At 60.1% G+C, this 24,551-nt stretch carries 22 protein-coding genes; 10 read left to right on the top strand and 12 right to left on the bottom strand.

What is annotated here, in order from left to right; translation table 11 throughout:
* Window position 1 precedes the first annotated feature (1 nt).
* The 3 genes from ABIA48_RS03295 (at window position 2) to ABIA48_RS03285 (ending at window position 4,246) form a co-directional block, all read left to right on the top strand.
* A complete protein-coding gene (locus ABIA48_RS03295; RefSeq protein ID WP_429487043.1) occupies window positions 2-2,473 on the top strand; it encodes an ABC transporter permease in 2,472 nt (823 codons plus the stop codon).
* The gene (locus ABIA48_RS03290) at window positions 2,463-3,539 is read left to right on the top strand and encodes a lipocalin-like domain-containing protein (RefSeq protein ID WP_429487042.1); all 1,077 of its coding nucleotides are present in this window, start codon (window positions 2,463-2,465) and stop codon (window positions 3,537-3,539) included. Before ABIA48_RS03295 ends, ABIA48_RS03290 begins: the two co-directional genes overlap by 11 nt.
* 128 nt (window positions 3,540-3,667) lie before the next feature.
* Complete coding sequence (locus ABIA48_RS03285; RefSeq protein WP_429487041.1) at window positions 3,668-4,246, top strand: hypothetical protein; 579 nt, start codon at window positions 3,668-3,670, stop codon at window positions 4,244-4,246.
* 446 nt (window positions 4,247-4,692) lie between these two features.
* Here the strand turns inward: ABIA48_RS03285 and ABIA48_RS03280 are convergent, their stop codons facing one another.
* The 4 genes from ABIA48_RS03280 to ABIA48_RS03265 all read right to left on the bottom strand — a co-directional run bounded on the left by ABIA48_RS03280 (window position 4,693) and on the right by ABIA48_RS03265 (window position 9,516).
* On the bottom strand, window positions 4,693-5,214 hold the full coding sequence (locus tag ABIA48_RS03280; protein ID WP_310059474.1) for an Hcp family type VI secretion system effector: 522 nt from the start codon (window positions 5,212-5,214) through the stop codon (window positions 4,693-4,695).
* A gap of 356 nt (window positions 5,215-5,570) precedes the next feature.
* Window positions 5,571-6,950: a 2-oxoadipate dioxygenase/decarboxylase HglS gene (gene hglS, locus ABIA48_RS03275; protein ID WP_429487040.1), complete on the bottom strand. Its 1,380-nt coding sequence runs from the start codon at window positions 6,948-6,950 to the stop codon at window positions 5,571-5,573.
* Between the two features lie 132 nt (window positions 6,951-7,082).
* Window positions 7,083-8,039 carry an alpha/beta fold hydrolase gene (locus ABIA48_RS03270; RefSeq protein ID WP_204930476.1) on the bottom strand — a complete coding sequence of 319 codons (957 nt, stop codon included), beginning with the start codon at window positions 8,037-8,039 and terminating at the stop codon, window positions 7,083-7,085.
* Window positions 8,040-8,061: 22 nt separating this feature from the next.
* Window positions 8,062-9,516, bottom strand: coding sequence for a flavin-containing monooxygenase (locus ABIA48_RS03265; RefSeq protein WP_429487039.1), 1,455 nt, complete (start codon window positions 9,514-9,516; stop codon window positions 8,062-8,064).
* Window positions 9,517-9,714: 198 nt separating this feature from the next.
* Between ABIA48_RS03265 and ABIA48_RS03260 the strand changes: the two genes are divergently transcribed.
* Window positions 9,715-10,788, top strand: a complete 1,074-nt coding sequence (locus tag ABIA48_RS03260; RefSeq protein ID WP_429487038.1) for a diguanylate cyclase — start codon at window positions 9,715-9,717, stop codon at window positions 10,786-10,788.
* A gap of 469 nt (window positions 10,789-11,257) precedes the next feature.
* Here ABIA48_RS03260 and ABIA48_RS03255 read toward each other — a convergent pair whose 3' ends face one another.
* The 3 genes from ABIA48_RS03255 to ABIA48_RS03245 all read right to left on the bottom strand — a co-directional run bounded on the left by ABIA48_RS03255 (window position 11,258) and on the right by ABIA48_RS03245 (window position 14,370).
* Window positions 11,258-12,127, bottom strand: a complete 870-nt coding sequence (locus ABIA48_RS03255) for an isocitrate lyase/PEP mutase family protein (protein WP_429487037.1) — start codon at window positions 12,125-12,127, stop codon at window positions 11,258-11,260.
* Between the two features lie 142 nt (window positions 12,128-12,269).
* Window positions 12,270-13,304: an arginine N-succinyltransferase gene (astA, locus tag ABIA48_RS03250; RefSeq protein WP_429487036.1), complete on the bottom strand. Its 1,035-nt coding sequence runs from the start codon at window positions 13,302-13,304 to the stop codon at window positions 12,270-12,272.
* Between the two features lie 49 nt (window positions 13,305-13,353).
* Window positions 13,354-14,370, bottom strand: coding sequence for an arginine N-succinyltransferase (locus tag ABIA48_RS03245; RefSeq protein WP_429487035.1), 1,017 nt, complete (start codon window positions 14,368-14,370; stop codon window positions 13,354-13,356).
* 774 nt (window positions 14,371-15,144) lie between these two features.
* Here ABIA48_RS03245 and ABIA48_RS03240 point away from each other — a divergent pair.
* Together ABIA48_RS03240 and cobF are read left to right on the top strand one after the other, a co-directional pair.
* Complete coding sequence (locus ABIA48_RS03240; protein ID WP_429487034.1) at window positions 15,145-15,717, top strand: histidine phosphatase family protein; 573 nt, start codon at window positions 15,145-15,147, stop codon at window positions 15,715-15,717.
* Window positions 15,717-16,472: a precorrin-6A synthase (deacetylating) gene (gene cobF / locus ABIA48_RS03235; protein WP_429487033.1), complete on the top strand. Its 756-nt coding sequence runs from the start codon at window positions 15,717-15,719 to the stop codon at window positions 16,470-16,472. The genes ABIA48_RS03240 and cobF overlap by 1 nt, the downstream gene beginning before the upstream one ends.
* A 105-nt stretch (window positions 16,473-16,577) precedes the next feature.
* On the opposite strand, the gene ftrA is transcribed toward cobF, so the two are convergent.
* Window positions 16,578-17,552, bottom strand: a complete 975-nt coding sequence (ftrA, locus tag ABIA48_RS03230; RefSeq protein WP_429487032.1) for a transcriptional regulator FtrA — start codon at window positions 17,550-17,552, stop codon at window positions 16,578-16,580.
* A gap of 101 nt (window positions 17,553-17,653) precedes the next feature.
* On the opposite strand from ftrA, the gene ABIA48_RS03225 reads away from it, so the two are divergent.
* Complete coding sequence (locus tag ABIA48_RS03225) at window positions 17,654-18,088, top strand: rhodanese-like domain-containing protein (protein ID WP_429487031.1); 435 nt, start codon at window positions 17,654-17,656, stop codon at window positions 18,086-18,088.
* A gap of 154 nt (window positions 18,089-18,242) precedes the next feature.
* On the opposite strand, the gene ABIA48_RS03220 is transcribed toward ABIA48_RS03225, so the two are convergent.
* Complete coding sequence (locus ABIA48_RS03220; protein ID WP_429487030.1) at window positions 18,243-18,884, bottom strand: type 1 glutamine amidotransferase; 642 nt, start codon at window positions 18,882-18,884, stop codon at window positions 18,243-18,245.
* A gap of 330 nt (window positions 18,885-19,214) precedes the next feature.
* Here ABIA48_RS03220 and ABIA48_RS03215 point away from each other — a divergent pair, with 330 nt between their 5' ends.
* The 3 genes from ABIA48_RS03215 (at window position 19,215) to ABIA48_RS03205 (ending at window position 22,203) form a co-directional block, all read left to right on the top strand.
* Window positions 19,215-19,994 (top strand): ABC transporter substrate-binding protein, encoded by a 780-nt coding sequence (locus ABIA48_RS03215; RefSeq protein ID WP_429487029.1) that lies wholly within the window; start codon window positions 19,215-19,217, stop codon window positions 19,992-19,994.
* A gap of 197 nt (window positions 19,995-20,191) precedes the next feature.
* Complete coding sequence (locus tag ABIA48_RS03210) at window positions 20,192-21,304, top strand: succinylglutamate desuccinylase/aspartoacylase family protein (RefSeq protein ID WP_429487028.1); 1,113 nt, start codon at window positions 20,192-20,194, stop codon at window positions 21,302-21,304.
* 182 nt (window positions 21,305-21,486) lie between these two features.
* Complete coding sequence (locus tag ABIA48_RS03205) at window positions 21,487-22,203, top strand: alpha/beta hydrolase (RefSeq protein ID WP_429487027.1); 717 nt, start codon at window positions 21,487-21,489, stop codon at window positions 22,201-22,203.
* Between the two features lie 3 nt (window positions 22,204-22,206).
* On the opposite strand, the gene ABIA48_RS03200 is transcribed toward ABIA48_RS03205, so the two are convergent.
* The 3 genes from ABIA48_RS03200 to ABIA48_RS03190 form a co-directional block, all read right to left on the bottom strand.
* The gene (locus ABIA48_RS03200) at window positions 22,207-22,773 is read right to left on the bottom strand and encodes a hypothetical protein (protein ID WP_429487026.1); all 567 of its coding nucleotides are present in this window, start codon (window positions 22,771-22,773) and stop codon (window positions 22,207-22,209) included.
* A gap of 94 nt (window positions 22,774-22,867) precedes the next feature.
* Window positions 22,868-23,539, bottom strand: coding sequence for a glutathione S-transferase family protein (locus tag ABIA48_RS03195; protein WP_429487025.1), 672 nt, complete (start codon window positions 23,537-23,539; stop codon window positions 22,868-22,870).
* A 97-nt stretch (window positions 23,540-23,636) separates the two neighbouring features.
* Window positions 23,637-24,443 (bottom strand): hypothetical protein, encoded by an 807-nt coding sequence (locus tag ABIA48_RS03190; RefSeq protein ID WP_429492775.1) that lies wholly within the window; start codon window positions 24,441-24,443, stop codon window positions 23,637-23,639.
* Between the last annotated feature and the right edge of the window lie 108 nt (window positions 24,444-24,551).

Raw genomic sequence — 24,551 nt, 5'->3', positions numbered from 1 at the left:
CATGCGCATCTTTGGCGAAACCCTGCGCGCGCTGCTCAGCCATTGGCGGCAGCATCCGGTGCAGTTTTTCAGTGTGTTGACCGGGCTGTGGCTGGCTACCAGTCTGTTGACCGGCGTCCAGGCACTCAACAGTCAGGCGCGCGACAGCTATGCCCGGGCCAGCCGGTTGATCGGCGGCGAACCCCAGGCCAGCCTCAGTGCACCCGGTGGCGGCACGTTCCCACAGCAATGGTTTATCGATCTGCGCCGCGCGGGGTGGCCGGTGTCACCGGTGCTGCAAGGGCGGGTCACGCTCAAGGGGCATGAAGAGCAGCGTTTGCTGTTGATGGGCATCGAGCCGGTGTCGTTGCCGGCGGGCGCGGCGGTGGCCGGGCAGGCCTTGGCGATCGAACAGGTTGTCGGTTTCTTCAGCGCGCCGGGAAGTACCTGGATTTCGTCGCAGACCTTGCAGGCACTGGGATTGCGCGAAGGTGACCGGCCATTGAACCTGGCTGGCGCGGCACTGCCGCCGCTGCATGTGCAGGCCGATATGGTGCCCGGAGTGCTGCTGGTGGACATCGGTTTTGCCCAGCAGATTCTCGGGTTGCCGGATCAACTGTCGCGACTGTTGTTACCGAAGGATTACACCGCGACGCTGCCCGATCCGTTCAAGGGACAGCTGCAACTCAAGAGCGCCGACGAAGAAAACAACCTGGCGCGCCTGACCGAAAGCTTTCACCTGAACCTCGACGCCCTTGGGGTGCTGTCGTTCGTGGTCGGCCTGTTTATCGTGCACGCCGCCATCGGGCTGGCGCTGGAGCAACGGCGAGGCTTGCTTCGGACCCTGCGTGCCTGCGGTGTGAGTGCGCGGATGCTGGTGGCTTGTCTCGCCGTCGAATTGGGCGGATTGGCCCTGATCGGCGGTGTGGCCGGGGTGGTCAGCGGCTACCTGCTAGCCAGCGTGCTGTTGCCGGATGTCGCCGCCAGCCTGCGTGGCTTGTATGGCGCCGAAGTGGCGGGGCAGTTGAGCCTCAGCCTGACATGGTGGTTCAGTGGTATCGGCCTGAGTCTGATCGGCGCATTGCTGGCCGGGGCCAACAGTCTGCTGCGGGCGGCGCGCTTGCCATTGCTGGCACTGGCCGACCCGCAGGCCTGGCATCAGGCCCATGCACACTGGTTGCGACGCCAGGGTTGGGTGGCAGCAATAGCCGGGGTGACAGGGCTGCTGGCGTTGATTTTCGGCGACAGCCTGGTCAGTGGCTTCGTGCTGATGGGCGCACTGTTGATCGGTGCCGCGCTGGTGTTACCGGTGGTGCTCAGTGCACTGCTCAGTCTCGGGTTGCAGCGCAGTCGCTCGGTGCTTGGCCAGTGGTTTGTGGCCGATTGCCGCCAGCAACTTCCGGCGTTGAGCCTGGCGTTGATGGCATTGCTGTTGGCCATGGCGGCAAACATCGGTGCCGGCAGCATGACCGCGGGGTTCCGCCAAACCTTCAGCGATTGGCTCGAACAACGGCTGACGGCCGAGCTTTACCTCAATCCACAGAACCCGGCCCAGGCCAGGGAGCTGCACAGTTGGCTCAACCAGCAGCCGCAACTGGCGGCGGTGCTGCCCAACTGGCCGGTGTCGATCCAGTTGCAGGGCTGGCCGACGGACCTGTCCGGGATCATCGACCACCCGACCTATCGCCAGCACTGGCCGTTGCTCGAAGCCTTGGGCGACAGCCCTTGGGAACGACTGGCCAAGGACGATGCGGTGATGCTCAGCGAACAACTGGCCCGGCGCCTGCACGTGCAACTGGGCGATCACCTGACGCTGCCGACGCCAACCGGCCCGTGGTCGCCGAGAATCGTCGGAATCTACGCCGACTATGGCAATCCCAGGGGCCACATCCTGGTCAACATCAACCACCTGTTACGCGGCTGGCCGCAACTGGCACCGAATCGGTTCAACCTGCGCATCGAACCTGCATCGATCCCGGCGTTCGTCACGGCGTTGCAGGCGCGTTTTACCCTGGACGACAGCCGCATCGTCGATCAGGCGCGACTCAAGGGCTGGTCCACGCAAGTCTTCGAACGCACCTTCGCCGCCACCGCCGCGCTCAACAGCCTGACGTTGTGCGTGGCCGGTGTGGCGCTGTTCATCAGCCTGTTGACCCAAAGTCAGAGCCGTCTCGGGCAACTGGCGCCGTTGTGGGCGCTGGGCGTGACACGTCGGCATTTGATGTTGCTCAACCTCGGGCAAACCTGGTTGCTGGCGCTGTTGACCCTGGTACTGGCATTGCCGTTGGGCATCGCCCTGGCGTGGTGCCTGGACACGGTGATCAATGTTCAGGCCTTTGGCTGGCGCCTGCCGTTGCGGGTGTTTCCACTGCAACTGGTGCAGTTGATGGGGCTGGCACTGGTGGCAACGTTATTGGCCTCGGCCTGGCCGTTGTACCGTTTGTACCGCACGCAACCGGCGGACCTGCTACGGATGTTTGCCCATGAAGATTAAGGTCGGCGTATTGCTCCTGGCGCTGCTGTCGAGCGGTTGCGATCAACCGGCACCGATAGAAAAGGGGTTTGCCGGGCTGGGCAACCAGGCTGCCGCGTTCACCCCGGTGGTGCCCGGTCGGGTGTTCAGCTTCCCGGTGGATCACGGCCCGCACGACGGCTTTCGCATCGAATGGTGGTACGTCACGGCCAACCTGAAGGACGATCAGGGGCGTGAGTTCGGCGCGCAATGGACGTTGTTCCGCAGCGCCTTGAAAGCCACTCCTGAAGGGGCGGGATGGCAGAATCAGACCATCTGGCTCGGCCATGCGGCGGTGACGTCGGCGACCGTGCACCACGCGGCCGAACGCTACGCCCGTGGTGGCGTCGGTCAGGCCGGAGTCAGCGGCGCGCCGTTCAATGCATGGATCGATGACTGGCAGTTGCGTAGCCAGGCGACTGTCGACAATCCGTTGGCCGACCTGCAACTCAGTGCCCGCGATCAGCGTTTCAGCTACCGGCTGCGGTTGACCTCGACAGGTCCGCTGGTGCTTCAGGGGGACCAGGGGTTCAGCCAGAAATCCGAACAGGGCCAGGCCTCCTACTACTACAGTCAGCCGTTTTTCCAGGCCAGCGGCACGCTGGAAATCGACGGCAAAACCTTTCTGGTCAGTGGCCCGGCCTGGCTCGACCGCGAATGGAGCAGCCAGCCCCTGACGAGCAACCAGACCGGTTGGGACTGGTTCTCCCTGCACCTGGACAGCGGCGAGCAGGTGATGCTGTATCGCATGCGGCAAAAGGACGGCGAACCTTACCTCACCGGCACCTGGATCGACGCCCGGGGTCAGACACAATTGCTGCACGCCAGTGACATTAGCCTCACGCCGCAAGACACCGCCAGCGTTGCCGGGCGCGAGATGCCCATTCGCTGGTCGATCAAAATTCCCGCCAAACACCTTGATATCGCTATCACCGCACTCAATCCCCAATCCTGGATGGACTTGCGCATACCCTACTGGGAAGGCCCGGTGCACCTCAGTGGCAGTCATGCAGGGAACGGATATCTGGAAATGACCGGTTACCAGTAACCTGCGCCACGAAAATCAGTGGCCCGCAGCGACCACTCGCCGAACAGCGTCTATGCTCATCGCACACATGGCGTTGAGCCCGGCTTCAACGCCGTCTGTTGCCATCTATCACAGGGAAAGTTCTGCCTATGAAACGCCACGCACTGACCAAAGCCATCACCCTCGCAACCTTGCTGTCTGCCGCCAGTTTCGGTGCGGTTGCCGCCGAACTCCCGTTGTCCGAAGTTGTGGTGGTTGATCAGGTCGCCACCCATGTCGTTTCGGTAGATACCGCAAACCGTATCGTGGTCCTGAAAGGCCCGCAGGGTAATGAATTCCCTGTGCAACTGACCGACAAGGCGAAAAACCTCGACAACCTCAAGGCCGGCGACACGGTCGACATCAGGGTCACCAGCGCCGTTGCAGCCTACCTCGACACCGTTGTCGACAAAGGCCTGCCCGGCACCGCCGAAGCCACCGGTGAAGTGCGTGCTGCACCAGGTAGCGCCAACCCGGGCGGCGAAGCTTACCGTCAGGTGAAAGTGCAGCTGAAAATCACCCACATTGACCTGAAGAAAAACCAGGTGACCTTCGAAAATCCGCAAGGCCAGTCCAAGAAAGTCGATGTCAAACGACCTGAAGTCCAGGCCAAACTCAAGGACTTGAAAGTCGGGCAAAGCGTTAACGTGGTTTACACCGACATATTGACGGTGACCAGCAAGCACTGATATTGAGTAATGGCTCTATATGGGTTGATTGTTTTTATGCAAGTTTTGTGTAGGAATAATCAGCTCATATGGTCGAACTGGTGAGTTTAAGGTTCCATGCGGCATAGTATTTAAGTCGACATTTTGTTAAACATTGTGTCGATAAATTTCATCTTCGTACTGCGGACATATTAGTTCGCTTCTACTAAAATACCTTCCGTTCGCCCAGTGTCAGGGCTCTTTACCAGTGCATGGATTGCCGAGGCCATTGCACTGGGCGAACACTTTCTTCGCTGTATTAAAAGTTTCGGTTATAAAAATGGGCGACCTGTAGGTCGCCCATTTTTTTGTCGCGCCTTGGCTGAATGACCCGGTTCTTTTTATTGATTTGTGAAGGGTCGATCAGCCATGGTTTTTATTGACTTGAGCAACATCGGCCAAGGGTCGATGTTTGCGTCCGGTGAGACTTAACCGCCAGCGACCGGAGTGCGCCAGTCATCGTGGCCCGTCGTGTTGGAGTTATGGTGCGTCCAGGTGATTTTCCGGTAGGAAAAATGTACGTCCTCCAGATGGGTGAAATGTGCGGTCGCCGGGTCCTGGCAGTTGTGCATGTAGTCCTTGATATTGACGATGATCGCGTCTTCCAGAACCGTTGAGTAATAGTGCTCTTGCGTGCCTTGAGCCGACGTGCGGAACCACTGGATTTCGACCTGGGGCAACTTCTCGCCCGAACACAAGGCCGCCAGTAGCAGTGGCGAGGACTTGTCGAACACTTTGGTGATCACGACGGGTTTGTGAATGCGTTGACCGGTGGGTTGGCCGGACTGCGGGTCACGAGGGATGATCACTTCGTGACTGAAGCCCTGGACCATGACTTGATCTTCGTGACCCTCCTGGTAGATGTTGCCAACGGAGTCGGCGGTGAATGCACCGGCAGTGATCAAACCTTGTCTCTCGCCCGTAATGGACATATACGCGGGTGTAGCCATGCAGGCTCTCCTTGCTCAAACGTGAGGTTGCCCGGGAGGCAGCATTACCTCCTGGGGACCTGACAGATAACAAGGACTGTGCCACGACTTATAAAATCGATATAAATCAGATAGTTATGATTTTATTTCGAGATTTGCAGGCTTTTCGGCAGAATAAACGCGGAAATTTACGCAAGAACTTGCACAGCATCGCGCAGGTTCTTGCGTACCGGGTTGAGGGGCCTGACAAGCAGGCTCTTCAGCGTGAAAAAAAGCGTTGTCGCGGGCTCGACCGGGCGATTTCTTGCACACCAAGGCGCTGCGTCACAACCGAGGCAACCCTTCGGTTCACCCGCTGAAACCTGTCGTGTCGAGGCCTACTGGCCCAACGCAGCGAAACACTGTTCAATCGAACGCCGTTGGCTCTCGGCATACAGCTCCAGCTCATCGATCGTCGAACGTCCCAGGGCCTTTTCGAACGCTTGCTGATTGGAGTGTTCACCGTAGCGTGTTTGCGCTGCGTCCCCCAGGTTTGACTGAAAGATCCCCGCCGCGCTGACGGGCAGGAAATCTTCGTACACCAACGGTTCAACCCGCAGGAAACCCCTGCTGAGCAGGTCTTCCAGGGAAGTGTTTTTAAGGTCGCCCGCCGCCAGGCCTTTTTCCGTCACGAAGTAGCGAAAGTAAGCCAGGCCCTGTTGGCGCATGCCTTCCCAAGTGTCAGGAAATTCGCTGAAATGCTGCCCCATCAGGGCGTTATAGCGCGCGGCGTTGGCTTCGTTGGGGAAGTCCTTGAGTTCGTCCCGTGCGGCATTGAGCAAGCGGTCGTAGAGTGCGCGGCCTTTGGGCGTGAGGGCGGCACCGCGCTGTTCGATTTCGCCGAAGCGGGCACTGTGGCTGCCGCGCGCCTCGTTTTGATCGGTGAAGGCAATCGGCTCGTCCAGGGCCTTGAAACTGGTCTGGCGCAGCAGGATCGGGCACTGGCGGCGGGGCGGACCTTCGATCACCGCTTTGGGGGTGATGCCATGGGCCGGCATTTGCGCCTGCACGATATCGATGTCCAGGGTCCGCGGTGTCAGGTGGTTGATGTGCGGGCCCTTGAACGCCACCACATCAGCGATCAAACGATGCTGGGCGCTGAGCTTTTGATATTGCTCGGCGGTGACGGTGGCGCTGTGGTGCCAGCGGAACGTTTCCAGTGCCTGTTCGACGAATACCTCGGCTTCCTGCCCGGTCAGGCCACCCAGGGATTCGGCGCGCTCGATGAGCGTGAGGGCCGTGGGGGTGAAGATCGAGCGCTGGTCGAGCATCGACTGGGCGAACGCTCGCAATTCCAGGTCGTCGATCAATTCCAGGCGCAACAGTGAGGTGAATACCCGGAACGGGCTGACCTGCAATGACGCTTCATGCACCGCGCGAAACGCCGTGGAATGTACCGGTACACCAGCCGGCGTCAGGTCGTAGTAACCCACCGGTTGCATGCCCATCACCGCGAACAGGCGGGCGAGGGTGGCCAGTTCGTCGGCCGTTCCGACGCGGATCGCACCATGACGCTCCAGGTCCAGTCGCTCGATTTCGCCGGTGCTTTTGAGCTGTTGCAGGATGTGCGGATCGTTGTTCAGCACGTGGCGGTTAGTTTGCTCCACCAGTTCCATCAACGCGCCGTACAACGGCACTTCCTCGCGATACATGTCGGACATCGCTTTGGAGAAGCGTTGGCGGATCAGGTCAGGGCTGACGAAGTTCGGGTGGTTCATGAACAGGATTCCTGGCGCGGTGACGTAAAGGATGGACGAAAGATCGCAGCCTTCAGCGACGCCGACAAACGAAGTTTCTGACGAACTTCATTCTGCAAAGGACTGCAAGGGGGCGTTCTCAATTAGTTTCCCCTAGTGCAGTCGTTGATCCTGTGGACTCTCCGAGCGCAGCGATGCCAAAAACTCCCGATACAGGCGTGCTGAACCGGATGGCGCTTCCACCATGGGCATGTGCCCGACGGCGTCCCAGATATGCACACGCAGGTCGGCGATGCCCTTGCTCCAGACCGCCACGCTGCTGACATCGATCAGCCGGTCCTTGCGCCCCCATAGCAACAGCGCCGGGGCGGTGATGTCGGGCAGGTGCGGTTCCATCGGCGGGCTGGCGCGGAAATCCCGGAAGATTTCTTCCAGTTCCTCGCGGGACTGTTCATAGCGCTGGGCGACGGCATCGAGCACGAGCTTCGGTACCCAGGGCGGTGAGGCCATGGTCATGGCGTAGAAGCGCTGGAATTCTTCCCGCGAGTGAATCAGAAACGGGTTGTGGCCCTTGGCCAAATGCCGCTCAAGGTCACTGGGTTCTGGCGAAGTGACCCCGGCCGGGTCAATCAGGGCCAAGGACACAATGCGCTCCGGGTAAGTGGCCGCGAGCCACGCCGCCATGTAGCCACCCATGGAGTTGCCGATGACATGGACTTTCTCGACACCGCACACATCCAGCAGCTGGATCATGCGCTTGGCCTGCAGCGGGATGTCATAGCCGCCGCCTGCCTTGAAGCCGGTTTCGCCGTGGCCGGCGATGTCCGGGATGATCACCCGATGGCTACCGACAAAGTGCCGGGCGAAACGCAGCCAGAGGTTCTTGTCGGCGCTGAAGCCATGGAGCATCAGTACATTGCTGGTGGCTTCGTACGGCCCGCCTTGCCAGGTCGAGACGGTCATCTCGGGGATGGGCACGACGATTTTGTGCAGCCGGTACAGCTTGGCCTCGGCCGCCATGTTCAAGTCATAGAGCCAGTAGCCGATGGCCGGGTAGGTCAGCCAGCTCCAGGCGACGAAAACTGCGAAAACGACGAACAACAAAAGCATCACGCGTCTCCCTTCTATCTGCTCAGGACAATATGTGATCGGCGGGTTTCAGCGCTCGGGTCAAGCGATGAAAGCTGAAGCTGAACCCGGGAAACATGGCAATCACATGACCGCTCTTGCTTTGATACCAACTGTGGCAACCACCGGACTTCCATACGGTACGTTCCATTTCGCGGTGGATCATTTCAGTGTAGGTACGTTCCGCTTCATGGCGAACTTCGATGCTCCTCAATCCTTGAGCCTTCAAGGTGCAAATACAATCGAGGATGTAGTTCATCTGGGATTCGATGATGAACAGCGCCGAGGTGTGGCCAATGCCGGTGTTCGGCCCGGTGACGATGAACAGGTTGGGGAAGTCCGGCAGGGCGGTGCCAAGGTAGGCACGCGGGTACGGTGCCCAGACATCCTTGAGACGGGTGCCGTTTTTTCCCGTTACCGGGTAGGGAATCACGCCGTCGGTGGCGTCGTAGCCGGTGGACCAGACGATCAGGTCCACGTCGATGTGTTGGCCATCGAGGGTAACGATGCCGGTTTCGTCGATGGCCGCGATGCCTTGCTCGCGGCAGTGCAGTGTCACGTTGCGACGGGCCAGTGCGGGGTACAGCGTGCTGGACAGAATCACCCGTTTGCAGCCGATGGTGTAGTCCGGCGTGAGTTTGCGCCGCAGTTCGGCGTCCGGCACCTGGTGTTTGAGAAAGTGCAGGGCCTGGCGCTGGACCCTGTGCACGGCCGGCTTCGAATACTTGAAGCCAAACACCCGGGTTTCGAATTGCCAGTAGATCCACCAGCGCAGCAGCTTGTAGGCTGGCTTGAGCCCCAGCAGCCAACGCTGCAAGCGGCTGAATCTGCGGTCTGCGCGGGGCAACACCCAGTGGGGAGTGCGCTGGAACACATGCAACTGCCCGACGTCCGGCGCAATGGCCGGAATAACCTGGGCCGCACTGGCGCCGCTGCCGACGATGGCCACGCGTTTTTGCCGGTAGTCGTAGTTGTGATCCCAGTTGTTGGTGTGAAACGTCTTGCCCTGAAAGCGTTCCAGGCCGTCGAAGTGCGGAACCACCGGTTGGCTCAGCGGCCCGGTGGCGTTGATCAGGAACTGCGCGCAAAACGTGCCTTTGCCGGCGGTGTACACCGTCCAGTGCTTGTTGGTGTCGTCCCATTCGATGTGCTCGACATTAGCGCCCAGTTCCACCTTGTCCCGCAGCCCGAAGTGTTCCACCACATGGCGGGTGTAGCGGTGCAGTTCGGCCTGTTCGGCGAACATTTGCGTCCAGCGATACGGAGCGAAAGACAAGGAGTACAGCGGCGAGGGCACATCGACCGCTGCGCCGGGATAGGTGTTCTGACACCAGGTGCCGCCGAAGAAATCCCGTCGCTCCAACAGGCGAAAATCGTCGATGCCGGCCTTGAGCAAATTGATTGCGGCACATTGGCCGCCAAACCCGCTGCCGATGATCAATACTTGAAAGGTCTGCATGGGCCTCCTCTTATGGTCATTGATCAACCCTTATTTCATGTATAGCCGTTTCTTGAGGCGAGGCTTTTGCTTTTATGTCAGCGTGATGTACGGATATGCAGCCCGCCAGCCGGTGATGGCTATTTAATCTCGCCCTGATAGACTCCAGCGCATAGGCACGGGCTGTTATCGCATTCCGTCGAGTGGCACAGAGGCCTTATGGAAAATACGGGAGGAAGGGGATTCTCATTGGCCAGGAGGCTCTATACATCGCGAATTCTGGGGCTGGCCCTTGGATTGGTGTGTGTGAGTGCGGCGATGTATCCACTCGATCCGGCGCCCTGGGTCTGGGGGTTCATGTGGTTCAATGGCCTGGTCTGGCCGCACCTGGCTTACCAATGGGCGCGCCGGGCCAGAAAGCCTTATCACGCCGAACACCGCAATCTGCTGATCGATGCCTTTCTCGGCGGCTTCTGGATTGCCGCCATGCATTTCAATCCACTACCCAGCGCGACCACCATTTCCATGATGGCCATGCACAACGTGGCCATCGGCGGCTTACGCTTCCTGCTGGCCGGGACTGCCGCGCAGGTGCTGGGCCTCTGCGTTGGCTTGCAGATTTTTGCCCCGGCGCTCATTCCTGCCACCAGTCCGGTGCAACTCTATGCCTGTTTGCCCTTGCTGTGCCTGTATCCATTGTCCTTGGGCTGGATCTGCTTCCGCCAGGCCCATACCCTCGGCCTTCAGAAGCGTGAACTGCTGGCACTGAGCCGCACCGACAGCCTGACAGGCCTGCTGAACCATGGGGCCTGGAAAGACCAGATGGAGGTCGAGTTCCAGCGTTGCAAACGCCAGCAAAAGGGCGGCGCGATCGCGCTGATCGACATCGACCATTTCAAGGCCATCAATGACACCTACGGTCATGTTGCCGGCGACATCGTTTTGCGTCAGTTGAGCAAAATGCTCAAGCAGAACCTGCGAGCGACTGATGTGGCAGGGCGCTACGGCGGTGACGAGTTCTGCGTGATCCTTCCCGATCTGCCCCTGAACCGCGCCGCCGCCGTCATGGATGCCCTGCGTGATCGCTTCGCCGCCTTGGGGTACGAGCAGAACCCTGCGCTGAAAGTCAGCCTGAGCATTGGCATGGCATCATTCAACCCGACCCACGCCGACGCGACGTTTTGGCTCAATGACGCCGATCATGCGCTATACGAAGCCAAAACCACCGGGCGCAATCGCGTGATCTGTTGCGGTGACGGCAAACCCCATCACGAACTGCTCGACTCGGTCTGACCGTCCACTGCAAAACCTGTGGGAGCGAGCTTGCTCGCGAAGGCGGCGTGTCAGGCGGTATGGATGTTGGCTGTGATGGCCTCATCGCGAGCAAGCCCGCTCCCACAGTGGCTTTGTGTTGAGCACAGCATTGGCGTACAGCCGCGATCAAATGTGGGAGCGGGCTTGCTCGCGAAGGCGGCGTGTCAGGCGGTATGGATGTTGGCTGTGATGGCCCCATCGCGAGCAAGCTCGCTCCCACAGTGGATTTTCGGTGAGCACAGCATTGGCGTACAGCCGCGATCCAAATGTGGGAGCGGGCTTGCTCGCGAAGGCGGTGTGTCAGGCGGTATGGATGTTGGCTGTGATGGCCTCATCGCGAGCAAGCTCGCTCCCACAGTGGAATTACGGTAAGCACAGCATTGGCGTACAGCCGCGATCAAATGTGGGAGCGGGCTTGCTCGCGAAGGCGGTGTGTCGGTTTAAACCGTCATTCCTTCACGCTCATGAACTCTTCCGCGTAGCGGATGTATTCCTCGGGTTGCGTGTAGGTGTGAGTCAGTTCGGTCGCGCTCAGGTCCGACGTCTGGGTGAGGATCTGGCGTTGCTCACGCAGGCTGTCGTAGGTCGCCTTGATCGCGGCGAAGTACGCGCCATGGCCGTCGATGGTCACGCGTACACCCAGTTCGGCCAGGCGTTTGTCATCGTGTAGCAGCGGGTTGCCGTAGGTAACCAGCATCAGTGGCACGCTCAGATGCTCGGCGATCTGTTCCAGATGGTCGAAGTCCTTTACGCCCACCATGCAGATCCCGTCGGCTCCGGCGCGCTGGTATTGCCGGGTGCGGCTGATGATTTCCTGCACCGGCAGAATCCCTGCGTGGGTGCGGGCGATGATCGCCATTTCCTTATCGCAGCGGGCTTCCAGTGCCGCGCGGATCTTGCCGACGCCTTCGGCGACCGTGATCAGGTCGGTGGACTTACGGCCGAACTGCGCAGGCAGCAGGGTGTCTTCGATGGTCAGCGCGGCGACGCCGGCACGTTCGAGTTCGACGATGGTGCGCATGACATTGAGCGCGTTGCCGTAGCCGTGGTCGGCGTCGGCAATCACCGGCAACTGGGCGACACGGCCGATGCGGGTGGCCTGTTCCGCGAATTCGCTGAGGGTGATCAAGGCAAAGTCAGGGGCGCCCAGCACTTGCAGCGATGCGACCGAACCACCGAGGATCCCGACTTCGAAGCCCAGGTCGGCGGCGATGCGGGCCGACATCGGGTCGAAAACCGAGGCCGTGTGGTAGCAGGTGCTGGAGGCGAACAGTTGGCGAAAGCTGCGGCGCAAATCTTGATGGGAAAGCCTGGACATATGAGTTCCACCAATGGAATGGAAGGGCTTGAGCAAAAGTGTCAACGCCAAAGAAATAAAAGGCTATCACGCGGGCAAGGGGAGAATGATGACGAATTTGCTGGGCAAGGCCGATTGACGTCGCAGCGATGGACCTGATAAGTCACGCCGCCACGGCCTGTTGCCGTTGGTCAAGCAGCGGCACGGCGCGCACCGAGTCGCCGGGTTGTAGCTGCAAGCGCTTGGCGGTCTGGCGATCAACCACCAGGCTGTTGCCCATTTGTCGGGCCGGGGCGCAAGTAATGCGACAGTTTTCCAGGCGACGGTTGTGAATCAGCCAGATGGGCGCTGTATCGTCCGGCGAGCCGATGTCCAGTAATAGCGGTTGGCTGTCGCGCACGGTGCGAACCCCGGAAACCGGGGCTTCGATGACCGGTCCGCCGTCGAAGATATCGATGTAGCCCTTGTGGGCAAACCCCTCGGCGCTGAGGATTTTCAGGGCCGGCTCGGTATTCGGATGGGCCTTGCCGATCACCGCCTGGGCCTGTTCGGTGAGCAGGCAGGTGTACAGCGGCTGGCGCGGCATCAGTTCAGCGATGAACGATTTGTTGCCTAGCCCGGACAAGTGATCGGCGTAGCTGAAATCCATCTTGAAAAAGTGCCGGCCGAGGCTGTCCCAGAACGGCGAGCCACCTCGTTCGTCGGCACTGCCGCGTAATTCGGCGATGAGCCGGTTGCCGAACAGCTGCGTAAACTCGGCCACAAACAAAAAACGCCCGAGCGACAGCAGGCGGCCGTTGCTTGCCCGGCGTTGATCGGGACGCAGGTACAACGAGCAGACTTCCGATTGCCCGGTCAATTCATTGCTCAGGAACAGGGTCGGGATCTGACGCTGGATACCCAGGTCCGCTGAAGCGCTGACCGTCAGCCCGACCCGGTAGTTGTACCAGGGCTCGCGCAGGCCGACGCCACCCGTCAGGGCGCTGACGCCCACCACTTGCTGCTCGTCGTCTTCGAGCACGAACAGATAATCGGCATCGGCGCGATCGACCTGCCCGGCGAAAGTGCGTTGAGCCCAGCGGATCCGGTGAGCCAGGCGCTCTTCGTCGGCCGGCAGGCTGGTGAGCTCCGGACTGGCCTGACGCACCAGCGTGAACACGGCAGGCAGGTCGGTGATCTGGACTGGACGGACAATCATGCTGCAGTTCCTTGTTCACATGTGCTCGGGTATTGAACCTGGAGGGTGTTCACAGGGCAATCAGCCTGATCGGGCTGCCCTCGGTTACCTTCAGCGCCTTGCACATGGCGGTGTCCAGCGTGACGGGTTGCCCGGTGATGTAGTCAAGATCGGCGACGATGGCCCGATAATCCTTCAAGGAATCGTTGCTCACCAGATAGCTGCCACGGGCATCGATCATCGGTCCCGGTTGCGTTACGCCGCACTGGCTGTGGGCGATGGAACGAATGCCCGACGTGCGCGCGTACAGTGTAGGGCCTCCATCGAACAGATCGATGTAACTGTTGGTTTCGAAGCCTTCACGTTCGAGGATATCGAAGGCTTCCTGGCCATCGGGGTGGATGCTGCCGATGCAGTCCTGTGCCGCCCGGGGCAGCATGGGCACGTAAATCGGGTATTGCGGCATCAGTTCGGCGAGAAAGGTGCGGCTCTGCAGGCCGCAAAGCCGTTCGGCCTCGACGTAGGGCAAGTCGAAGAAATGCTTGCCCACGGCGTCCCAAAATGGCGAGTGGCCTTCATCACTGCTGTAGCCGACGATTTCAGTGATCACCGTTTCGGAAAAGCGCCGGGCATGGGCGGCGATGAACAACAGGCGCGCCCGCGACAGCAGTTCGGAGTGCGCGGTGCGCACCAACGCGGCATCGATATGGAAACCCCGCAGCAAGGTGTGGCCACTGAGGTCGTGACACAACGACAAGGCCGGTACGCCGTGCTCGATGTTCAGTTCCCTCGAGGCACTGGTGAAGTGCCGATTGCGCAAGCTGTAGAACGGCTCGCTGTACCCCGCCGTGGCGAGGATTTCCGAGCAGCCGACCAAGTGTTGCGTCGTCAGGTCTTCGAGCACAAAGAAATAATTTTCCGGGCCATGACCATCGACGTCCTTTTCAAACGAGGCACAGGAGTCGAGGATTTTTTCGCGCAACCGTTCGCTATCGTCGGGCAGGGACGTGATGCCCACAAGACTTTCACGAGCCAGCCTCTGCAACTGGGGCAGGTCGGCCAACTCGACTGGACGCAAGACCATCATGGAGACACTCCTGTATCAAACGACTCGGCGGTTTGAGCCGAACCTGACTATCACTGTCGGTTTTGCCACACATTAAATCGATGGTCGTCTGAACGTTGTCAGGCGCCACTCTTTTTCTTGTCAGATATTTCTTGGGATTGACTGCATTAAACGAGGAACGGAAGGTTCGGCCGGAGATGGTGTCTGACCAGACGCATTGATCGGGTGTTCGAGAAAGGGCATCCGGGCTCCTGCTGGATGAGCGTGGAACATGTTTTAACAGTCCGTTGAAAGGAGTATTTAATTATCGCGTACTGCCTGTCTAGTTAATTTTTGCATGGTCCGGTCGTGTCCGGAAAAGGGGCGAAATGCCTGTGCCAGAGGGCTAGGCCGATGTCGTAAAGTCCTGTAGGTCATTGCCTGAATTGCGGTCAGCCATATCAGAAAATCTGCCAGGAAATGACTGAAGGAATCAGTTTCAAACAGGAAAATTAAACACCCCCCAGGCCTAATGTCAGTCAGTTAAACGGTAATGCGATCTGTAGCAGCTGCCGAGCCCGCGAGGCTGCGTTCGGCTGCGAAGCAGTCGTAAAATCAGTCATTGCGGTACGTCAGGCAGACCGCGTCAGCTGGACTCACGACTGCTTCGCAGCCGAACGCAGCCTCGCGGGCTCGGCAGCTGCTACAACGGGTGTCGCGGCTGAAATTGCTTAACTGGCGGGCATTACCCCCCTGGTCTGCTTACTTGCGGCACAATTGAACCATTGTTCCTTTCCATCCATAGAGTGACTCCTGGTGCAGGCAACCCGTTTAACCCTGATTTGCCACGCTCGAACCGTCGCACAGAAATTGGCGCGTTTTCCGTTGGATGAACCGTTGGAGATGGATTGGCAAGCGCTCAGGCTCTCCCGTTGTAATCAGTTCAAGGGTGCTCCACGCCTTGTCTGCGGCCCGGAGTTGCGCACCCGGCAAACCGCTGAACTGTTCGGCAGCGTGCCGGAGCTTGTCGACGCCCTGAGGGACTGCAACTTCGGGCGCTGGAGCGGCGAGCGTATCGGCGATCTGCAAAAAGCCGAACCCGAGGTGCTCCAGTATTGGCTGGGGGACCCTGCTTCGGCACCACACGGTGGTGAGTCACTGGTGCAATTGGGCGAGCGAGTGGGCGCGTGGTTGACAGCGTTGCAGTCGACACCAGGGCACATCGTTGCCATTACCCATCCCTTTGTCATTCGCGCAGCGCTGACGCACGTGTTGCAGGGGGGGGCGTCCAGCCTGATCGACGTCGAACCCTTGGCGGCTGTCGAGCTGAGGTTCCATGGCCGCTGGCGGCTGCGTTTGCCGGGCACTGATCCCGAGGACCTGCTGTGATGAAAAAACTCCTGGTCATCGGTATTGGTGCCGGCAATCCCGACTACATCACGATGCAAGCGGTGAAGGCGCTGAATCAGGTCAATGTTTTTTTTCTCATGGACAAGGGTGAAAGCAAAAACAAACTCACCGATTTGCGGCGCGAAATCTGCGAACGCTATATCACCGATCACGATTACCGTTTTGTCGAAGCCCACAGCCCGGAGCGCGAGCGCGGTGAGGTGGACTACAAGTGCAGCGTTGACGCCTTGAACCTGGCCAAACAGCAGACCTTCGAGCGGCTGATCAACGAGGAAATGGCTGACGGTCAGTGTGGCGGTTTTCTGGTGTGGGGCGACCCGGCGCTGTACGACAGCACCATTCGTATTCTTCAGGCGATCCAGGCCTCAGGTGCCTGTGCGTTCGAGTTCGAGGTGATCCCCGGCATTACTAGCGTCCAGGCGTTGGCAGCACAGCACAAGGTGCCGCTCAACCAGATTGGCCGCTCCGTAGAAATCACCACAGGCCGGCGCCTGGCGGCGGGGCAGGTGAGCGATGCCGACAGCCTGGTGGTGATGCTCGATGCCCAGGATGCCTACCATCAGGTGGCCGATCAGGACACCGACATTTACTGGGGGGCCTATTTGGGGACGCCGGATGAAATCCTGATCCGCGGCAAGCTCAAGGATGTGGCGGATGAAATTGAACGGGTGCGCAAGGCGGCGCGGCTGGCCAATGGCTGGATCATGGATACCTATTTATTGCGCAAGCCTTGAAAGTTGGGTAGCCCGGTCTGGCCCCTTCGCGAGCAAGCCCGCTCCCACAGGTTTTGTGTTGTCTGTGGGAGCGGGCTTGCTCGCGAAGAGGGCCTTGAGAACACCTCAAAACACAGCGTTGCCCCCACGCCCAAACCGCTCCCGATACACCGAAGGCGGTACGCCGACCACCGTTCGAAAGGCTACCCGGAAGCTTTCCACCGAGCGATAACCACAACGTTCGGCAATCTGCTCGGTGTTCTGGTCGCTGCTTTCCAGCAGCTCGCGGGCGCGGCCCAGACGTTCGTGCTGCAACCAGGTTTTCGGTGACTGGCCACTGGCTTCGGTGAAGCGACGCAGGAACGTGCGTTCGCTCATCGCGGCTTTGCTGGCCAGGTCGCGCACTTCCAGTGGCTCGTGCAAACGCTCACGTGCCCACTGCATGACGCGGGAAAGATCGCTGCGCGGTGTAGGACTGACCGGCGTCGGAATGAATTGCGCCTGGCCACCGCTGCGTTGCGGCGACATGACCAGGCGCCGGGCCACGCAATTGGCTACTTGCGTACCGAAATCCCGCGCCACCAGATGCAGGCAGGCATCGATGCCTGCCGCGCTGCCGGCGGAGGTGATCAATTGGCCGGAGTCGACATACAGCACGTCCGGGTCCACCAGGATGCCGGGAAACCGCTCGGCCAGTTCCGAGGTATAGCGCCAGTGCGTGGTCGCACCGTGCCCGTCGAGCAACCCGGTGGCAGCGAGGACGAAAACCCCGGAGCAGATCGACAGCAACCGCGCACCCCGGGCATGGGCCTGGCGCAGGGCGGCGATCAGCTCCACGGGCACCGTGGCGCTACGGTCGCGCCAGCCGGGGATGATGATGGTGCGGGCATTGGCGAGCAATTCCATGCCGCCATCGGCCAGTACCTGGATGCCGCCCATGGCACGCATCGGGCCTTGATCGACAGCGACGATACGGTGCTCGTACCACGGAAAATCGAATTCAGGTCGTGGCAGGCCGAAGATCTCCACGGCAATGCCGAACTCGAACGTGCAGAGGCCGTCGTAGGCCAGAATCGCGACCATTCCTGGAGTAGGGTGCATTTGGCGGAAAATTCCCGGTGAGTGTCTTGTGCGCCACTGTAGCCGCAAGTGTCTGGCGGATAAAGTCTTCCCACACCCACCGCTTCTTTGGAGTACAGCCCATGACCAGCCTGGTTCGCGAAATTCCTGCTGCCCCATCGGCCATAGCCCTGATGCATTTCAGCAACCGTCTTACCCTCGAAACCGATTGTTCTGACGTCCACGCCAGCCAGCAGGGGGGTGAAGTCGATTTCATTCTGGTGGATGTTCGTGGGCCGCTGGCTTTTGAGCGCGGGCATGTGCCGGGAGCGATCAACATTCCCGGGCGTTTGCTGACAGCCGAAGGTTTGGCGGGTTATCCGAAAGACAGCCTGTTCGTGGTCTATTGCGCCGGGCCTCACTGCAACGGCGCCAACAAGGCAGCCGTGAAGCTGGCGGCCCTGGGTTACCCGGTCAAGGAGATGATCGGCGGCGTGACCGGATGGCTGGATGAAGGGTTTGAGTTGAGTGCCGTGGTGCCGCGGCCTGTCAGTGAAGTGATCGGTTGCGAATGCTGATCTTCAAACCCCATTGAGTTCTGTGGCGAGGGGGCTTGCCCCCGTTGGGTTGCGCAGCAACCTCAAAATCTGGGCATTAGTCGAGTATTTTGGGAGCGCTTCGCACTCCAACGGGGGCAAGCCCCCTCGCCACAGGAATGCGCTTTGATCTACATCAGCGACAGGCAGCGGCCGCCCACCACTCATCCAGTGTTGCCTGCAACCACGTAAACACTTGGGCGTAGGCCGCACCGTCCTGCGGACCCCGGGGCAACGGCGATTCATCGCCAAAATGCGCATTGAGCATGGCCACCGACTCGGCGTTCCACTCCGGATGAAACTGCAACCCCAGCCGCGCCGGCCCGGCGCGGTACATCTGCTGCACACAGTGTTCGCTGCTGGCCAACAGCTGTGCGGCAGGCGGCAGGTCGATGGCGTCCTCGTGCCACTCCAGCACCTTCAGCGTTTGCCCGTCGATAAAGGTCACGGTGGTCCATCCGGTTTCAGTCCGGTCCATACGCCTGACGTTCCCGCCCAGGCTTAACGCCAGCAATTGTGCCCCCAGGCATATCGCGAAAACGGCTGCGTCCCGATCCAGGCTGCCTTTGAGCCATTGCCGCTCGGCTTCCAGCCAGGTCGGACCGGCATTGGATTCATAAGGCCCGCCCAACAGGATCACGGGATCGGCGCTGACGGGCGGCAATTGGCCGAGGTCGGCGCGAAACACGTTCAGCGTCAGCCCTCGGGATTCGGCCCAGAAGGCGATGGCGCCCGGACCTTCGGCGGGGTGGTGCTGGATCAGGTTCAACGTGGGCATCACGCTACTCTCGATGGGACGCAAGGGCGCTCAATGTGCCGCAAAACTCCTGGTATCGCCAGTCGGTTCATTCCGTCGGATGACGCCGGAAAACTTGTAGGTCTGGTCTGAATAAGCGGCTTGTCTGACAGACTTTGCACCGTCATGGAGCGTGCATCTCAACGCCTGCATCCTGCCGCCACTTTTCTATAAATATTTGTCGCCTCAGCGTAATTTGCCCTCCTGTAGCCACTCTAGACTGCCGCCCACTTCGGTTCCCGCTCACGAAGCGATGACCGAACGCTGCCAATCGAAGCTGCCAATAAAAGCCTCCGCACACAGGAGTAATAAATGAAGAAGCTAGTGATGTTCGGTGCCCTGGCACTGTCGATGTTGTCCCTGACCGCTGTGGCCGAAGACACCAAGCCGATTCGCATCGGTATCGAAGCCGGCTACCCGCCATTCTCGATGAAAACCCCTGACGGCAAACTCACCGGTTTTGACGTGGACATTGGCGACGCTCTGTGCGCGCAGATGAAAGTCAAATGCACCTGGGTCGAGCAAGAGTTCGATGGCCTGATCCCTGCGCTGAAGGTCAAGAAAATCGATGCCATCCTGTCGTCCATGACCATCACCGATGACCGCAAGAAGAACGTCGATTTCACCATCAAGTACTACCACACCCCGGCACGCTTCGTGATGAAGGAAGGTTCCAGCATCAAGGATCCGCTGACCGAACTCAAAGGCAAGAAAGTCGGTGTGCTGCGCGCCAGTACCCACGACCGCTTCGCCACGGAAGTGCTGGTGCCTGCCGGTATCGAGCTGGTGCGCTACGGCTCCCAGCAGGAAGCCAACCTCGACATGGTGTCCGGCCGCATCGATGCGCTGCTGGCCGACTCGGTCAACCTGGACGACGGTTTCCTGAAAACCGACGCCGGTAAAGGTTTTGCCTTCGTCGGTCCTGAGTACAACGATCCGAAATACTTCGGTGGCGGCGCAGGCATTGCCGTGCGCAAGGGTGATACCGTCCTGGCCGAGCAGTTCAACAAAGCCATCACCGAAATCCGCGCCAACGGCAAGTACAAGCAAGTGCAGGACAAATACTTCAAGTTTGACGTTTACGGCGAGTAAGCGAGCCGTTTAAAAAAGTGGCAACCGTTGGCGCGGTTGCCATTTTTTTTGTGCAATCATTTTCAGCACTGAGATACCTGTGGGAGCGGGCTTGCTCGCGAAAGCGTCTTATCATTCAACAAATAAATTGACTGACAGGACGCCTTCGCGAGCAAGCCCGCTCCCATAATGGTGACCTTGGTATGTAGGAGTTCCCCATGCAACGCATCGACCACCCATTGCCCTGGAGCCACCTGGGCACCGAGCGTACCCTCAGCGTGTTTCGTTATGGCGCGGGCACGCGCAAGGTATACATCCAGGCCAGCCTGCACGCCGACGAACTGCCGGGCATGCGCACGGCCTGGGAGTTGAAAAAACGCCTGGCCGAACTTGAACAACTCGGACAATTGAACGGTGTGATCGAACTGGTGCCGGTGGCCAATCCCATTGGCCTCGATCAGCACCTGCAGGGCAGCCACATGGGTCGTTTCGAGCTGGGCAGCGGCAAGAACTTCAACCGCTCGTTCGTCGAACTCGCTGCGCCGGTGGCCGAATTGATCGGTGCTCGCCTGGGTTCCGATGCCCAGGCCAACATCGCGCTGATTCGCCAGGCCATGGGCCAGGTCATCGACGATTTGCCGGCAGCGACATCGCAGCTGGAGGCGATGCACCGCCTGTTGCTGCGCCATGCCTGCGACGCCGACATCACCCTCGACCTGCATTGCGATTTCGATGCGGCGATCCACATCTATGCGTTGCCGCAGCACTGGCCGCAATGGCAATCCCTGGCGGCGCGCTTGCAGGCTGGCGTGGCGTTGTTGTGTGAAGACTCCGGCGGCAGCTCGTTCGATGAATCCTGCTCTGCGCCATGGTTGCGTCTGGCCAGGGCGTTCCCGGCAGCGGCGATTCCACCGGCCAATCTGGCGACCACGCTGGAGTTGGGCAGCATGGGCGATACCCGGGTCGACCAGGCGCAGGCCAATTGCGAGGCAATCCTCGGGTTCCTCGCCGAGCAAGGTTTCATCTCCGGCACCTGGCCGGCGGCACCGGCCGAATGCTGTGAAGGCATGCCGTTCGAAGGCACCCAATACCTGTTCGCCCCGCATCACGGCGTGGTCAGTTTCCTGCGTGAGGCCGGGGAGTGGGTGGAGAAGGGCGATGCGTTGTTCGAGGTGGTCGACCCATTGAACGACAAGGTCACCACCGTGCAGGCCGGCACCAGTGGTGTGCTGTTCGCCATCGACCGTGGGCGCTACACCCAGCCGGGCACATGGCAGGCGAAAGTCGCCGGGCGCGAGCCGATTCGGGCGGGCAAGTTGATCAACGATTGACCGGGAGATTTTTGTTGCCTGTTCGGGCCTCTTCGCGAGCAAGCCCGCTCCCACAGGAAATGCATTCCAAATGTGGGAGCGGGCTTGCTCGCGAAGGCGGCATCAGCCACGCCCGAGATGTTCCTGCCTACTGAGCAGTGTTAGGCTCTTGCGCGAATCCTGCATTCCGTGAAGGAAGACCCATGTTGAAGATTCTCGCGCTGCTCACCCTCCTGGCATCCACTGCCGTCCACGCCCAAACCCCGCTGCAAACCGACCTGCCGCTCAAGTACCTGGAGCAGGCCGGCGCCGATTCCAACCATCAACCCCTGGTGATTTTCCTCCACGGTTACGGCAGTAACGAGCAGGACCTGTTCGGCATCAAGGACGACTTGCCCGCGGCCTACACCTACCTGTCGGTGCGGGCACCTTTGGTGATGGAGGCGGGCAGCTATCAGTGGTTCCGCAAGAAGGGCAACGGGGCCTACAACGGCGAGACCGATGATCTGACGTCCAGCGGTCAGTTGTTGCTGGATTTCGTCGTACAGGCCACGAAGAAATATCACACCGAACCCGAGAAGGTGTACCTGGTGGGCTTCAGCCAGGGCGCGATCATGTCCTACGAAACAGGCTTGCGGCATCCCGAGGCGCTAGGTGGGATTGCTGCGTTGAGCGGGCGGATTCTGCCGGTGCTCAAGTCCGAGCTCAAACCGGATGAAAAACGCCAGTCGCTGGCGATTTTCATTGGTCATGGCGAGGAGGACAAACGCCTTCCCTACAGCGACGGTACCGAAGCCAACAGCCTGTTGCAGAGCGTGTCACTCGAACCCGAGTTCCACGGCTACCAAGGTGTCGGTCATAACATCAGCGCCGACGAGATAGAGGATTTGAGCGCCTGGCTGCAGCGTCTGAACCCCTGAACCTTATTTTCCGCTGACAATCTGTTTGATCAGGGTTTCATGGGCCGCCATGTCGCCGGGACGGGAGATCACCTGAATCACCGCCATGCGGGTGCCGGATGCCGCCATCAGTGTGGTGGTGAGGGTCATGCCACCGCCCTGAGTGGCGGTGCCATCGACCTGGCGCAGGCCCAGGCCGGTTTTATGGGTCAGGCTTTTCTCGCTCAGTTTGTTGTAGTCGGGCAGGGATTTGTGTTGCGCCGCATCGAAGTCAGCCACGGTGCCATCGAGGAACCCGCCGTCGTTGTCCTTGACGTTGACACCATTGGGCAGGGTGTTTTCCGCGGCGATCACCACGGTCCTGGTGGTCGCATTGCTGTACAGGGTGCCGCTGGCACCGTCCGGGCTGGCGGGCAGCGGGTTGGCGCTGAAACCCTTGGGCAGGTTGAAGGTGAACTTGCCGCCGAGCATCGAGACCTTCTGTGCTGGCGCATCGCTGGAAGTGGCCTTGGCGGCCTGCGCATTCAAAGCCCCAAGGCCGGTAGCGGCTGCCAGCAGCAGGACAAGGGCTTTTTTACTCAACAATGACATCGAAATCTCCAGGGACGGGCGCGCGGTGGGGCGCGATCATCCCATGGAGGTTGTGGTGCATTCCAGCGTGCTCTAACGAGCGGTCACTTTCTTCTTACGCCTGGTTTTGCGGGAACAGGTTACGACGGGTTTCTTCGTCGAATTCGGCCTTGAGCACCAGTTTCTCTTTCAAACCGTGGGCACGCCGGGCGGCTGGGCGGGCGCTGATTTCATCGTACAGGCGCTTGACGTTCGGGTAGGCCGCCAGACCGCTCTCGCCGAGGATGTAGGGCGCGTAGTTGGCCCAACCCCACAGGGCCATGTCGGCGATGCTGTAGGTGTCGCCTGCCAGGTACTGATGCTGGGCCAGGCGCTCGTTGAGGATGCGATAGTGGCGTTCGACTTCCTTGGAATAACGGTTTTTCGCGTAAGGCAGATCTTCCGGTGCGTGGTGCAAAAAGTGCACTGCCTGACCGGAGAACGGCGACAGGCCGGTGCCGATGAACATCAGCCACGACAGCATTTCGGCCTGGCCGGCAGCGGACATTGGCAGGAAACGCTGATGTTTCTGTGCCAGGTGCAGCAGGATCGCCTGTGAGTCGAACACGGTGGCATCGCCATCAACCAGCGCGGGTACCTTGGCGTTCGGGTTGATTGCCAGAAAGGCTGGCTGGTGCTGCTCGCCCTTGAAGGTGTCGACGCCGATCAATTCGTAAGGCGTTTGCAGCTCTTCGAGCAGCAGGGCAACTTTCATCGGGTTCGGCGAAGGGTGGAAAAACAATTTCATGGTGTAGGCCTCAGTCGGGTAGGGGTTGGAACTGAGGCTGATGTTGAAGCAAACCCGTTCGATTGACGTGCGAGGTTGTTGCTCCAATTGTGCGGAATTATCGAACGTGTTTCGGTGCTTTGACGGTGTCTTCAGCGTCCGTCGTCGAGCCAACCGGCCGCGCCAGCAGGCGTTTGGTCACCCCCAGCATGGCCACCGACACCGCGATGCCCAGCACAAAGGCGTTCATTCCCATCGTCGGCAGTGTCACCGCCAACACCAGACAGAATGCGGCGAACGAGTACATACCGGTGGCGGTGGCGCGCAGCAACGCAGCGGTAAAGGCCGGGCCACGGGTTTGCTGGGAGAACACCGCCATCACGCTGCCCAATACCGGAAATACCGCCAGCAGGCCGCTCCAGCGGTCGCCGACAGTGCTGGCCAACACTGTCACGATCAATGTGAGCAATGCACCGGCCACCATGCGCAACAAGAGTTTGTCGGATTTCGGCGCCGGGCCACTGAGCACCGGTTGCACGGTGGGGAACAGGTACGGTGCGGCGAGCAGCGCGGTCGCGGCGGCACACACCGAAAACACCAGGGATGCCGGGATCAGCGACAGGACCACCGCCACCACCGCCCAGACCGACAGCGAGATCGTCAACGCCACCGGCCATCCGGCCCGTTGTGCGACCTGGGCGTAGGTCACGCAAAACGCAATCATCGCGAACATGGCCGACAGTGCCGCGGTGGCCGATTGCGCAGCGAACGCCTGGCCTTGTTCAAGGGCGAGGAACAACAGGATCGGTCCGACCACCACCGGCAATCCCGACAACCAACCGGCCACGCTCGGCCCCCAGCGTTTGCCAGCCAGGGAAATCAGCAGCAGGAAGCCTGGAATCACCAGCAATTTGAGGATTAACACGCGCATGTCTCCGACCTGTGTGAGGTAGCAACGGTAACATTGCGTCGGGTAGATTGCTTTATCTGTATGCGGATTTTGTATACAAAAATACGGCCCTTAGGAAATTCT

The organism is Pseudomonas sp. S30_BP2TU TE3576 (assembly GCF_050436025.1).
Lineage (GTDB): Bacteria > Pseudomonadota > Gammaproteobacteria > Pseudomonadales > Pseudomonadaceae > Aquipseudomonas.
Note: the sequence above shows the minus strand (reverse complement) of the source record. Positions and strands in the feature narration are given on the sequence as shown.